This is a genomic window from Streptoverticillium olivoreticuli subsp. olivoreticuli (assembly GCF_003391135.1).
In the GTDB taxonomy this organism is placed as follows: domain Bacteria; phylum Actinomycetota; class Actinomycetes; order Streptomycetales; family Streptomycetaceae; genus Streptomyces; species Streptomyces blastmyceticus.
The window spans coordinates 39,729-53,075 of record NZ_CP031455.1 but is presented as its reverse complement, the minus strand read 5'-3'; the positions used below and the strand labels follow the sequence as shown (position 1 = coordinate 53,075).

7 protein-coding genes and 4 pseudogenes are annotated in these 13,347 nt (G+C 64.8%); 7 read left to right on the top strand and 4 right to left on the bottom strand.

Features of this window, described 5'->3' with window-relative positions; genetic code table 11:
* Positions 1 to 5: 5 nt before the first annotated feature.
* The 5 genes and pseudogenes from DXZ73_RS00245 to DXZ73_RS00225 form a co-directional block, all read left to right on the top strand.
* On the top strand, positions 6 to 953 hold the full coding sequence (locus DXZ73_RS00245; protein WP_240351670.1) for an NAD-dependent epimerase/dehydratase family protein: 948 nt from the start codon (positions 6 to 8) through the stop codon (positions 951 to 953).
* On the top strand, positions 953 to 1,987 hold the full coding sequence (locus DXZ73_RS00240; RefSeq protein WP_162889893.1) for a PseG/SpsG family protein: 1,035 nt from the start codon (positions 953 to 955) through the stop codon (positions 1,985 to 1,987). The genes DXZ73_RS00245 and DXZ73_RS00240 overlap by 1 nt, the downstream gene beginning before the upstream one ends.
* 156 nt (positions 1,988 to 2,143) lie before the next feature.
* Entirely contained in the window at positions 2,144 to 2,563 is a 420-nt protein-coding gene (locus DXZ73_RS00235; protein WP_162889892.1) for a YybH family protein, read from the top strand.
* Positions 2,564 to 2,696: 133 nt separating this feature from the next.
* Positions 2,697 to 4,151, top strand: a complete 1,455-nt coding sequence (locus tag DXZ73_RS00230) for an amidase (RefSeq protein WP_116209021.1) — start codon at positions 2,697 to 2,699, stop codon at positions 4,149 to 4,151.
* A gap of 185 nt (positions 4,152 to 4,336) precedes the next feature.
* Positions 4,337 to 4,688, top strand: a pseudogene (locus tag DXZ73_RS00225) (transposase family protein); the annotation flags it as partial.
* A gap of 2,140 nt (positions 4,689 to 6,828) precedes the next feature.
* On the opposite strand, the pseudogene DXZ73_RS38950 reads toward DXZ73_RS00225, so the two are convergent.
* Together DXZ73_RS38950 and DXZ73_RS00210 are read right to left on the bottom strand one after the other, a co-directional pair.
* Positions 6,829 to 7,438, bottom strand: a pseudogene (locus DXZ73_RS38950) (transposase family protein); the annotation flags it as partial.
* Between the two features lie 819 nt (positions 7,439 to 8,257).
* On the bottom strand, positions 8,258 to 8,926 hold the full coding sequence (locus DXZ73_RS00210) for a TetR/AcrR family transcriptional regulator (RefSeq protein ID WP_240351018.1): 669 nt from the start codon (positions 8,924 to 8,926) through the stop codon (positions 8,258 to 8,260).
* Between the two features lie 128 nt (positions 8,927 to 9,054).
* On the opposite strand from DXZ73_RS00210, the pseudogene DXZ73_RS00205 reads away from it, so the two are divergent.
* Positions 9,055 to 10,263, top strand: a pseudogene (locus tag DXZ73_RS00205) (MFS transporter); the annotation flags it as partial.
* Positions 10,264 to 10,312: 49 nt separating this feature from the next.
* On the opposite strand, the pseudogene DXZ73_RS40385 reads toward DXZ73_RS00205, so the two are convergent.
* Positions 10,313 to 10,885 (bottom strand): annotated as a pseudogene (locus DXZ73_RS40385) (helix-turn-helix domain-containing protein); the annotation flags it as partial.
* A gap of 695 nt (positions 10,886 to 11,580) precedes the next feature.
* Positions 11,581 to 12,126, bottom strand: a complete 546-nt coding sequence (locus DXZ73_RS00195; RefSeq protein ID WP_116215323.1) for a Uma2 family endonuclease — start codon at positions 12,124 to 12,126, stop codon at positions 11,581 to 11,583.
* A gap of 510 nt (positions 12,127 to 12,636) precedes the next feature.
* On the opposite strand from DXZ73_RS00195, the gene DXZ73_RS38940 reads away from it, so the two are divergent.
* Positions 12,637 to 13,023, top strand: coding sequence for a transposase family protein (locus DXZ73_RS38940; protein ID WP_240351017.1), 387 nt, complete (start codon positions 12,637 to 12,639; stop codon positions 13,021 to 13,023).
* Positions 13,024 to 13,347: the final 324 nt, after the last annotated feature.

The window sequence follows — 13,347 nt, the reverse complement described above, 5'->3', positions numbered from 1 at the left end:
GCGCCATGCGAGTTGTGGTGACCGGGGCAACCGGATACCTGGGTCTCAGCGTCGTCGCCGCGTTGTCGGCTGCCGGACATGAGATCGTGGCGCTCTCCAGGACCAGCCGATCCGACTGGCCGCCTGGTGTACACGGTCATACCGCGGACCTCGCCGACCACGAATCGACGGGCCGCGCGCTGCGCGGAGCAGACGCGGTGTGCCACCTGGCGGCACTGATGCGGGTCCGCTCACCCCTCGCTGTGGGCGACTACTACCGCACCAACGTCGCCGGCACCGTACACCTGCTCGACGCGATGGTCGCAGAGCACGCCCGCACCGGTCACCCGATGCGCATGGTGTTCCTGTCCAGTGCCGCCGTCTACGGCACCGGACAGGAACGGCCCCTGCAGGAAACCGATCCGGCAACGCCGACAGGGGTGTACGGCCGCACCAAGCTCGCCGCCGAGCACGCGGTCGACAGCTATGCCCGCACCGGCGCGCTCGGCGCGGTCACCCTCAGGCTGTTCAACGCCGCCGGAGTCACCCCTGAAGGCAAGGCTCCCGGCAGCAACGCACTGATACCCCAGGTGCTGGACTGCGCAGCCTACGGCCGCACCCTGCGCGTCCACGGTGACGGCAACGCGATCCGGGACTTCGTCCACATCGCCGACGTCGTCGACGCAGTCAGCCTGGCACTGGACGCCGCAACGCCGGGCACGGCACAGACATACAACATCGGTGCCGTGCCGGCCAGCGTGAATGAAGTCATCGACACCGCACAACAGATCTCCGGCCGCAGCATCACCGTCGACCACCAGCCGGCCCACACCAACGAGGTGACCTGCTCGATCGCGGACGCACGGCAGGCCATCAAACATCTGGGATGGACCCCGAAACACTCCAGCCTCGAGGCCATGATCAGCGATCACTGGCAGCGAGTCCACGCTCAGCACGTTGCAGAGGGCGGATAATGGCAGACAGCCAAGTACTGGCCCTGCGCGCCGACGCCACACCTGATATCGGCACAGGGCACATCATGCGCTGCATCGCCCTGGCACAGGAGGCGGCCGCACGCGGAATGCGTCCGGTCCTGCTCGGGACGTGCGAGGTGCCCTGGCTGACAGAAGTCCTGGCCGCCACGCCAGTCACAGTGATGGACGCGCCGGACACCGCCGAAGGCCTCCGTATGTGCCTGAGGACGCTGGCACCCGCGGCTGTCGTGGTCGACGCCTACCACATACCCACGGCGCACTATCGCGCGGCTGCGACGGCCGCCCCGGTCATCGCAGCCTACGACGGCGAGATACGACACGCCTGCGCCGATGTGCTCTACGACCAGAACATTGGCGCCGACCGCTCCAATCCGCCCCCCACCAACGGCGGGCTGCTGCTGCGCGGACCCGCCTTCGCCGTCATCCGCGACAACATCCGGGCACTACGCCCCGCCGACCCGGTGCAACAGGTACTGAGCCGAGCGGCAACACCAACACCACGTGTGCTGCTGGTTCTCGGCGGCACCGACGTCCGCCGCGCCGCGCGGAAACTCACAAAAGCATTGCTGCAGATCCCGGCCCTGCACCTGACTGTGGTGACCGAAGACAGCGCTGGTGTGCGCGCTCTGCCAGTTGCCCCGGGGCAGCAGCTGGACGTCATCGCCCCCACACCCGTACTGCCGCAGACGATGGCAGGAATGGACCTGGTGATCAGCGCGGCCGGGACCACCACGATCGAGCTGTGCTGCCTGGGCGTGCCTGCAGCGCTGATCCAGGTCGTCGACAACCAGAAGCCGGTCTACGAAGGGGCGGTTTCCCACCGGTGCGCCGAAGGCCTCGGTTCCATCAGCGAAGTGCTCGCACACCCGGCCACCATGGCGCAGCACGTGCGTGATCTGCTCGCCCAGCCCGCCAGACGCGCGGAACTCGCCCAGCGTGCCTGGCAGATGGTCGACGGCCTCGGAAGACAGCGGATTCTCGAAACCGTGACAGGTGCCGCAGCAGCCAGGTAACGAACCTGTTCCAAGGCGGAGCCCGTGTGGCATCCCCCCGAGCCCTCGCAACACCCCGGCTCGCCAACACTCCCCGCCACAAACAGAGGCCCACCCCAAAGTGCCCTTGCCGTCGCACCCAGCCGACAGCTTCACACCAAAGGAGAGTACATTTCAGTGACCACCCCTTCCCACCCCTCCACCGGACCGGCTACGCCCAGGACGCCGCTCACCGATCCGACGATGATCGGCCATCGTTTCAACGAGCTCTGCAACGCCGGCGCACTCAACGAACTGGTCGCCCTGTACGAGCCCGACGCCGTCATCGTCGATGAGTCCGGCCAGATACACCGCGGCACCCTCGAAATCCGCGCCTTCTTCTCCGAGATGCTGGAGATGCAGCCGACCGTGCAAACCCTTGCCGCCCAGGTCATCGTGAACGCAGACCTCGCCCAGAGCAGCACCCACTGGCAGTGCGACACCACAGCACCTGACGGCACCCCCATCCGCATGGAAGCGCAAGCCTCGGAACTGTTCCGCAGGCAACCCGACGGAACATGGCGTGTACTGATCGACAACCCCTGGGGCGCACGATAGCCCCGCTCATCCGCCCCCGGAGACCCCCGGCTGTCCGGCACCTTCCGGACGGACAAGTGACACGTATTCCCCCTCACTACGCCACATGACCAGCCACCTGTCCCTACCCCGACGCGGAATGAGCACGCGACAAATGAACAACGACATCTGCTGGACCTCTGCCAGCGACCTCGCGGAGGCGATCCGCAACGGCGACCTGTCTGCCACCGAAGTGGCCAGCGCCATGGTGGCGCGGATCGAAGACGTGAACCCGGCCGTCAACGCGTTCGTGAGTTTCGATCCCGAGCAGGTCCTTGCCGACGCGCGCGCTCTCGACAAGCGGCAGGCAGACGGAGAGGAGCTCGGTCCGCTGCACGGTGTTCCGTACTCCATCAAGGAACTCACCGCGATGAAAGACCTGCCTCTCACGCTCGGCCTGGCCCCCCTGAAGGGAAACCTTGGGGCACGAGACGCGGCGTTCGTCACGCGGATGCGGGGGGCTGGCGGGCTGTTTCTCGGCAAGACCAACGCACCCGAGTGTGCCTACTACGGCGGGACCGACGGCCACCTCTACGGCCCGACGCACAATCCGTGGAAACACGGGTACAGCGCGGGCGGGTCCAGCGGCGGCGCGGCGGCAGCCGTCGCCGCAGGTATGGGTCCGCTCGCGGAAGGCAGCGACGGCGCGGGCTCGGTCCGCATCCCGGCAGCCCTGTGCGGTGTCGTAGGAATGAAACCCTCGATGGGCCGCGTTCCGCAGTCCATGCTGCCGGGCCGCTTCTACACCTGGGCCCACCACGGCCCCATCACACGGACCGTGCGCGACGCCGCACTGATGATGAACGTGGTCGCGGGACCCGACACGGAAGACCCGCTGAGCCTGCCTGCCGACGGTACCGACTACCTGACGGAAATCGGCAAGGACCTCAAGGGCTGGCGGGTCGCCTGGTCCCCGGACCTCGGGCTCGGCTACATCGACCCCGAGGTCGAGCGAATCTGCCGGGATGCAGCGGGCGCATTCGAGCAACTCGGCGCCACCGTCACGGAGGCGACCCCAGCGTGGGGGAACCCCGAAGAAGCGATGTGGCACGGCGTCTGGCTCCACGGGTACGCGTCCGTGTACGACATGCTCGACTGGGAGTCGATGCAGGGCCAGGTCGACGACAACCTGATCGCGCTGATGAAGGAAGCCAAGACACTGACCGCCATCGACATAGGCCGGGCAGATGTTCTCCGCGGCGCAACATGGGACGCATTCGCAGGATTCATGCACGAATACGACATCCTCGTTTCCCCCACCCTGTCGTCGGCCACGTTCCCCTTGGAACAGTTCGCACCCGACTGGCTGGCCGGTGAGCCACTGCGACGCCAGCTGTTGGGCTGGCTGCTCACCTACCCTTTCAACATGACCGGGACACCAGCGATCACCGTGCCCGCCGGATTCACCGCAGACGGCCGCCCCGTCGGCCTCCAGATCGCCGGACGGCTACACGCCGACGCCTCGGTACTGCGTGCAGCAGCGAACTTCGAATCGGTACGTCCCTGGGCGGCTCGTCGACCGGAAAACCATCCCGAAGCTACGCGAGACGAGAACGCTCAGAACGTCTAGCCACGGCGGCGTCAACTGCCTTCACGACACCGGCCTGAACCTGCTTGGTTTTTCAGAGCAGAGCAATCAGCAGTCCGGGCTCGCCACCGGTCAGGCTCAGGCTCCAGGTCACCTCCTCGCCGCCGGCGAGGGGAGTCAACGAGATGTCTGACGATTGAACTCCCGGCCAGAGAGCCCTGTTGGTCGCCCACCCCGACGGTACTTCGTTGTGGTTTTCCCGCGCACTGCCGGGACGGACGCACGATCTGACCGCCGCCCGCGTGCACGGGATCGTCCAGACATGTCCGACCAGGGGGATCCTGGCCGACCGGGCATACCAGGGCGCTGGCGCGACCGTCCGCACCTGCTACGGACACCGTGAACTCCCCGAGCACTGCAAGAGGTTCAACCGTGTCCATGCCCGCCTCCGGGCACCCGGCGAATGCGCCTTCGCCCGGCTGAAGACCTGGCGCGCCCTCCGCCGGATGCTCCACCAACCGGATCGGAACCATCACCCAAGCTGTCCACACCCTCCGCACCTGCGAAAACGGAGGATGAGAGAGATTCGGTCAGGAAAGTCCCAGGCTTGACTGAGGGACCGTAAGAGCCGTAAATGGTGTCCTGTAAGGGCTCGTAACGGGATCTTGTTGAGTTTGGATGGTCAGCCGTGACGTCAGGGGCGCCTCGGCAGTTTGTGACGGCGTGAGCAAGCGGCCGCGGATCGTGGACGATAAACTCTGGGCAGTGATCGAGCCGTTGCTCCACTATGGCCCGAGCGGGCTCCGGGTCCGCGGCCGGTGTCCGACAGACTGTGCCTGGAGGGCATCGTCTGCTGGAGACGCCTCAACAAGTACAGACCACGATCCTGTTACGAGCTCTTAGCTAAGCGGTATTTCCCACCAACCTGCCGGGAGTATGAGAAACCTCAGTATCCCTTCGGTGGTCGGTTCGGGTCCGCTTGTTGAACCTTGGCTGTCAGATTACTGCCGTCGCTGTTCACTTTATAGATGGTGATGATGTAGTTGATTCCGGCTGCGGCAGAGGCTACGGGATCGTAGATTTTTTCGGATGTCCCGGCCTGGTGGTATCGCGCGAAGGTCTGCGGAATTGCCTGGATCATACCGCGGGAGCACATTCCCGGATATCCATCGGGCGCCTTTCCGCCACCATATAGTTCAGGAGTGTTCCGGGCATTGCTGTCCGTAGTGTTAATCTGCCATTGTGGCGAGTTGAGCGCTGTCTCGCGCTGGGCGATGGTGAGCATGCCCGGGAGCCAATGAGTCTCCGGATGCCCCATGATCCGCAGAGCTTCTTTGATGTAGCCGGTGCATGCGGCGTGGCCGGAGTCCCATGAGCCTTTTCCGGAGAAGTCGATCTGGTCAGCCCCGATACTGCCGGAAGCGCTGGCGCTTCCACTGCGGATGTCAAACCCGTACTTCTCCGCAAGCTTGCGGAGGGATTGCTGCCCAGGTATGCCATCCGCAGCGGTTCCGCTGTATCCGAGAGATTTCTGCCAGCGGCTGTAAGCGCTCTTCGTCTTTTCGCCAAAGGCATCCCCATCATCGGAGAAGTCGATGTTGCCGAATTCCTTTATGAGGGCCTCACGTACCAGGCGTGTACTGGCTGGCCACTTCTCGGGTGAGCTCCCGACATTTGCCAGGACCCATGGCCTCTCCACAGACACAGGAGCAGTAGGCTTTCCCTCCGAATCGGTTTCGGTTCCCGGATACTCTCCTCTGACCTCGAACCCGTATTTTGCCCCCAGTGCGGTCAAGGACGTCCTCCCGGGTATGCCGTCTGCGTCGGCTCCGGAGTACCCCAAGGACTCCTGCCAGCGTGCGTACGCCTCTTTGCTCTTCTCCCGGTACTCCCCTTTATCGGAGGAGAGATCTATATCCGGGAACTCCTTCTTCAGGGCAGACTGGATCAGCCTGGTGTCATTCGGCCACTTGTGCGGAGCTGATCCAGCATCGGCCCATACCCAGGGCTTCCCTGTAACCGGGGGCGGGACATCCCCCTTACCGCCCTCCGCTGCCGCCACCCCGCCGAATTTAGGGTCTGCGGATACGAGGCCGTCCGCATATTCGGGATAGCCGTACCCGTAGGTATATACATCACGGCGGCCGCGTTTCTTAAGGTAGACGCCGTCACCTTCGGCCGAGCCGGAAGTGTTGGTATTCCCTTCGACCGTATATATGTAATCCGCGTCGTACTTATAGACGAGGCCGACATGGGAACCCCCGTTGGGGCCGTAGAAAACCATGGCCCCAACGGCCGGATAATAGCTGAATCTTCCCTTGTTCTTGTACCAGTTAACCGCCGTCATGCATGATGCAGTCACAGGCGCAAGAGGCTTCAGGCCGACCTGCTGGAACGCCCATGACTGAAACGTCTGACACCAGGCCTGGTTCTGACTCCATTCCAGGCCCGGCACGGCCGGGGAGAATTTTTGCCAGTTATTGTAGTGGCCGTTCGAGTACCCTTCTTTATATCCGACCTCGGCTTTTTGAACAAGAATTACCTGATCCGCTTGGCTCATGATGCTGCCTTCCTGCGTCCTGATTTCCGATCCTGAGCGCCTGAGATTTCCGGACTGTAGTCCGGTGCCCTGTGGTCGCATATTGGGCTGAAACTGGCGGGTTTTCTGTTCGCTGGCCAGGTGTGAGTGAACCTGTTTCATCCTGTTGTTCTCGCCGGTCAGGATGAGGGCGTGGATGGCGGCAACGATGGTTCCGATGCGGTTGGTCGAGCAGCGGGTCGGTGGGGGATCCGTCAGGTCTTGAGTCCGGGCGAAGATGCGTTCGCCCGGGGTTCGGAGTCTTGCGTGGTTGCGGTTGAACCGGTGGTAGTGGTCAGGGAGTTCGCGGTGCCCGTGGCAGGGGGTGCGGATGGTTGAGCCGGCGCTACGGTAGGCGCGGTTGGCCAGGGCAAGGATCTGCCGGGTGCGACAGGCCTGGACAATGCCGTGCGCACGGGCAGCGGTCAGGCCGTGGGTCCGGCCCGGCAGGGCACGGGAGAACCGCAGCAGCGTCCCGTCTGGGCGGGCGTTGACCTGCACGTTCATGCCGCGTCTCTTGTGCTTCTGTGAGTAGCACGGCTTGTCCGCGGCGGTCCGGTCGGCGGGAATGAGGGTGCCGCCGACGATGACGAAGTCGCCTTTGCCCAGCCCTGCCAGGGCCTCGTGCAGGCCCGGCGCCCAGTCGGCCAGGACCTTGGGTCTCGTCCACGTACCGCCACGCTGTCGTGGTCTATACCCCGAAACCACCTGCGACCTGCACGAACATCTCGTTCTTCCGTGGATGCGCCAGCACACCGCAACGACGAGGGGCTTCGCCACGTCACCCGTACCCCGCCTGACCAGCCCTTTCGACCCTTACGGCACAGGGTGAAACGGGTTCAGTAACGAAACCTGCGCGCTCGTAGGGCGGTTCGAAAGTTTCCTCACAGGTGGGAAACGTATCTTCAGCGTGTAGGCGAATAGTGACATACCGCCATGAGGTGGTCAATGGGGAGTGGAAAATCTGCGGGCGGTTGTCTGCGTGGCAGGCCGGCCCGATTGTGGGCTCAGTGGGTGCAGCGGTCGTCGATTGCTGTTGTTGGTTGGTCTTCTGGTAGCAGTCGAAAGGCTCTTGGGCGTTTCCCTGGTGTGTGGACACTCTGGACACTGGATTGGGTTGGCCAGAGGGAGCAGGAACCCCTTGTAGGGAAGACCACCCGGCTGGAATCAAAGCAGACGCGGTTGCCATGCCGGTTGCATCTTGGGGCAAGCGGCAGCGAGCCAGCCGCGGTAGGCCGGCGAAGGCATCGTTCGGCGCTGGAGATGGTTGCGGGCCAAGCCCTGAAGCGCTTCGGGGCAGCGGTGAGTGGGATGTTCTTGGCCTGGCGGGTCGGCTTGAGGCCAGTGGTCTCGGGGGTCGCGACCGCCGTGGCGAGTACCGGAAGGTCTCCCGCGTGATGGCGCGTTTGAGGAAGCAGATGATCTCCTTCTTCGTCCGCCCGGTGCCGGTTTGACGGGCGATGCCGGCACGGGTGTGCTGGTCGCGGACCATCCGGACGAGGTGCGGTCATCCGCGGTCCTGTCAAGATTCCGGCCGGAATCCTGTTGAGCCGTGCGTTCGGGGTGACTCCTACTCGTGTTGCGCTGTCGCCGTTCCCAGGGTGGGCATGGTCTTGAGGACCTGTTCCATGTCCAGTGAGGGTGTTGCGATGGGGTGGGCAGCGGTGGCACGGCATCCGTCCAGCAGGAAGGCCAGGTGCCGGCGCCAGGCGTCGGGAGCGACAGCAGCTGTGGCTTTGATGATGGAAATGCTGGACCAGATCACGAACGTCAGATCCTGCGGGGTGAAGTCGGCGCGCAGGCTGCCGTCCTGTTGTGCGCGGGCGATGATGCGGCTGGTTCGTTCGTAGCTTTGCGCGCATGCCTGGCGGAGTTCCGGGGTGTCGGGAAGACGCCGGGATAGCAGGTCGCTCAGGCCGCGGTCGCAGGCCTGCCGTTCGCAGAGCCTGGCCAGGTACCAGACGAACCCTTCCCAGGGGGCGCATTCGAGGGCCCGGTCGGCGTCCTCGATCTGCGCGGCGAATTTGGCGGGATAGAACGCTGCAATCAGGTCGTCCCGTGAGGGGAAGTGGTTGTAAAGCGTGCCGATGCTCACCCCGGCGCGCCGGGCGATCTCCTCCAGCGGCACGTCCAGTCCTCGCTCGGTGAAGACGTCCATGGTGGCGTCGATCAGCTTCTCGCGGTTGCGCTGCGCGTCTCGCCGCTTGGCGCGGGCCTTCGGTGTCGCATCAGTACTCATGCCCCTCATTCCACCCCGTCAGACCTAACTTGAGACTCCCTTCAATTTAGCGTACGGTCGCCGGGCATAGAAGTTGAGGGTTCCCTCAAGTTATTGGTGTGATCAAAGCAAGGGCAGGGAGAGAACGTATGGAAGGCCGCCGATCCGCGGGGGAGTCCCTGCAGGCACAAGGGGGAGACGGGCATCCGCGCCGCTGGTACATCCACGGCGCCGTGGTGGTCAGCCTGCTGATGGTCATCATCGACACGACCATCCTGAACGTGGCGCTCAAGACCATCGCCGACCCGGTACAAGGGCTGGGCGCGACACAGGGACAGCTTCAATGGGCGATCAACGCCTACATCCTGGTCTTCGCCGGACTCCTGTTCACTTTCGGCGTGCTCGGTGACCGCATCGGACGCAAGCGCGTACTGCTGGGCGGCATGCTGGTCTTCGGAATAGGGTCACTGCTGGCCTCGTTCGCACAGGCCCCCGGGACGCTGATGTGGACGCGCGCGTTGATGGGCATCGGCGGTGCGGCGATCATGCCGCAGACCCTGGCGATCATCACGAACGTCTTCGGCGCGCGTGAACGAGGTAAGGCCATTGCACTGTGGGGCGCGGCGATCGGCACTTCTGTGGCGATCGGCCCGGTGATCGGAGGGCTGCTGCTCGAGCACTTCTGGTGGGGCTCGGTCTTCATCGTCAATATCCCCATCGTCATCCTCGGGCTGGCAGTGGTGGCCATCCTGGTCCCCGAGATCAGGAGCGCAGCAGGCGGCTTCGACCCGATCGGTGTGGTGCTGTCCTTCGTCGGGCTGGTGGCTGTCATCTGGGGGATCGTCCATGGCGGCGAGAGTTCCGACTGGCTGAACCCGGCAGTGGCCGTCTCGATCGCGGGCGGCCTGGCTGTACTGGCGGTGTTTGCCTGGCACGAGACACGCACCCGCTTTCCGGCCTTCGACGTCCGGCTGTTCCGCGACGCCCGGCTGTCCGCAGCGGTCGGTGCGATCTCACTGGGATTCTTCGCGGTCGGCGGGGTGTATTTCTTCATCTCGATCTACCTCCAGTCCGTACGCGGGCTGACTCCGCTGCAGGCGGGCATGATGATGCTCCCGTTCGCCCTGGCCCAACTTGCCCTGGCGCCGCGCAGTGTCGCGCTCGGCCAGCGGTTCGGTGCCAAGGCTGTGGTCGTCGCAGGCCTGAGCATGACTGCTCTCGCGATCCTGCTCATGCAACTGGTGAACGTCCACTCGTCGCCGTGGCTGCTTGCGGTGGTCTTCCTCCTGTGGGGAGCAGGCATGGCCAATGTGGTGCCACCTGCTACGAACGCCATCATGGGCGTGCTGCCGTCGGCCAAGGCGGGCTCGGGCGCCGCCCTGACCAACACCGCGCAGGAGGTCTCCATCGCCCTTGGGGTCGCCGTGCTGGGCTCATTGCCGGGGGGTGTCCGCGCCGGCCCCAAGGTGTGTCCTCTGGGGGGCGGCGGGTGAAGCCTGCCTTGTCCTCGAAGCAGATGTAGCCCCCGCAGGGTCGCCCGGGCTTTTTTACCTTCGCCCAGGTCGACTCCTTCCATACCTTCACGGCCTGCTCATCACGCTCGGCCACCCGCCGTGCAGGCACCTGCGGGGAGAAACTGAGCCGGCGTATCAACCGGGTGGCGCCCGAGACGCTGCAGGAGACGTGGAACTTCTTGCCGATCAGCGTGGTCATCCGGCTGGCGGTCCAGACCTGGTCTTCCACCCAGCCGTGGGCGGCCGGACCCTGCTCGAGACACGCGGCGAGTTTGTCCAGGCGGCGCGGCGGGAGACGGCACCATGGTCTGCTCGGACCACGCGAGGCCAGAACGGCAGCTCCGCCACCCCGCCACATCTGATGCCACTGGTAGGCCGGCTTCCGGCTCACCCACAGCCGCCGCGCCACCTCCGACGGCTTGGCCTTCTGCTCGAACAACTCGGCCGCCTGCAACCGTGCGGTTTCCGGTGTGGAGGCGGGGCTGGTTGCGCTTGACGGTGAGCAGGTAGTGGGCCTCCTTCCGCTCGACCCAGGAACTTCGCGTGTGCGCGCTGGGCGTGCAGGGCGTCGGTCATCACCACGACGCTGGTGAGGCTGAGAGGATCCAGAAGGGCGGCGAAGCAGGTGATCTCGTTGCTCCTGCCCGGCACCCGCAGCTGGGTGACGGTCTGTCCGGTGCCGGTCACAGCGGCCAGCAGGTGCACTGCCGGCGCGTCATCGGTCCGTGAGCCCAGACTGGCCAGGCCCCCGGGGCACACCGCGAGCAGGACGTGGTGGATGGTCGAGGTGCTGGGCGCCCGTTGTACGGCAAGGGGTCCGGTGGCACGGACACCGAGGCGGGCCAGGGCATGCTGCGGTGCACTGCGGGCCCACTGCCCGGCCGAGAGGTAGGAGCGGGCGTCGGCGAGGGGCGGGCAGAGTCCGCAGCCGTCCCTCCAGCCCCGCGATCCGTGTTGACGCGTGGGTGACTTCACCAGGCAGATGGTGACAGAGTGACGGTACATCGGGGCTCCGGTTCAGCAGGGCGACTTGGACGGGCACCTGCTTCAAACGGAGCCCCGTTGTTGATGAGACGGCCCGACCCGCCATCGTCACAACGCTGTGACCAGCACACTCACATGACCACCACGACCATGAACCAACCCTGGCTGTAGCGCAGGTCAATATTGCAGGAGACGGCTGGTGTCGAGGGTGAAGGAGAACGGCGCCGGGATGTGGATGTCCTCCCCGAACGCAGCATCTTCCCTCTGGCGGTAGCGTCCGTTCTCGGGCTCGCTGAACAGGGCGACGGTCTTCTCGCGGGCATCCACGATCAGGTAGAGAGGGATGCCCATTAGAGGGTAGTCGCGGACCTTGCCGACCCAGTCGTTCTCAGGGTTGGAAGGGGATACGATCTCGACAGCGATCAGAGCCAGTTCAGCAGGGATCTCATTGTTCTCCCCTTCAGGGACATCTTCGGGGAGAATCGTCAGGTCAGGAGTCCGCGATTTCCCTGTCTGGGGGGATGCGAGTCCGCTGTTCTGGCTGGCAAAGTGGTCTGCAGGAACATAGCCGGCGAACTGTCGGGCCACCTGGTCAAGATTCCGCTGATGGATGGCCGACGGGGCCGCCTGCATGATGATGATTTCACCAGAGAACTCGACTTTAACGTTCTCCGGAGCGATCCTGCGGGTTTCCTCGATCAGTTCGAGGTGCTTCGGGTTCATGGTGTTCTCCAAGAGGCGGCGTTGATCAGGAGAGGCGCTTCCACCGTACAGCGGGAGGTCTACGGTGAGCGTTGTCAACTTGGCTGAAGCGCTGGGCGGGGGCAAAATTGTGGATTTGATCGTCTCTGGGAGGAACCGGCCGTGGACACGTCGTGGCGTTGCGGAACGCGTCAAGTCAAATGAGACGTGTGTGACGTTATGAGGCTTGTGGCTGTTGCAGGGCTTTGGCATGAAGGTGACTAGAGCGCGTTCACCCCAACTCGCCTTCTTTGTCGGTTTGGTGATGAGATATGGCAGGCGCGGTCACCAGGGATCATGTGAGTGCCTACGTCCCATGATCCTGCCGGAAGACCGTGCCTGCCGTTGCTGAATCATCTCCCATGCCCGCCTCGCTTGGTCAACTCGCTGCCGCGCCATCCCTGTCGGTTGAGGAGTGTCCGGGCCTGTTGACCTGCCTCGCGACAGTGATGGATCCCCGTGACCCACGGTCGGCTTCATCCCCTGGTCGGCATGCTCGCCATCTGCGCCGCCGCGGTCCTGACCGGCGCGACCTTGCTGCTGGCGATCAGGGAGTGCGGCGCTGACGCTTCGCAGCCGGTCCTGGCCCGGCTCGGTGCCCGCCGTGATCCCTTTACCGGTCGGCACCACGCTCCTGGTGAGGCCGCCATCCGCCGGGTGCTCGCCCAGATCGAGGGTGACCTGCTCGACCGGGCTGTCGGCAGCTGGCTGTCCGTCCGGTGCCTGCAGACCGGTCTGCTGTTCCCCGGCGCTGCCCAGGCCATCGAAATCAAGCGGCACAGGGTGAACCGCAGGACTGGCAAGATCAGCATCAAGACTGTGCGCGCCGTCACGAGCCTGGCCGCTGAGCAGGCCACTCCGCCCAGCTCGCATCCCTGATCTGCGGGCACTGGCCGGTGGAAGCCCTGCACCTTGTGAGAGACACGGCTTTCGCCGAGAACGTCTCCCGGCTGTGAACGGGCAACGCCCCCCCCGAGCCATGGCCACCTGGCGCAACCTCGCCATCGGAGCCCTCGGCCTGGCCGGACACCACGCGATCGCCGCAACACCCGCGACGACACCCGACCCCTCACCATCCTCATTATCCCGTGATCAAGAACAGGAAATTACGGCTTCACGACGAAGCCCTGCGACTCCGCCGAGCACTCGCAGAACACCCGCTCAGACCTCCGGGTAGGGCGAAAGTCGCGACGTTAGATGTAC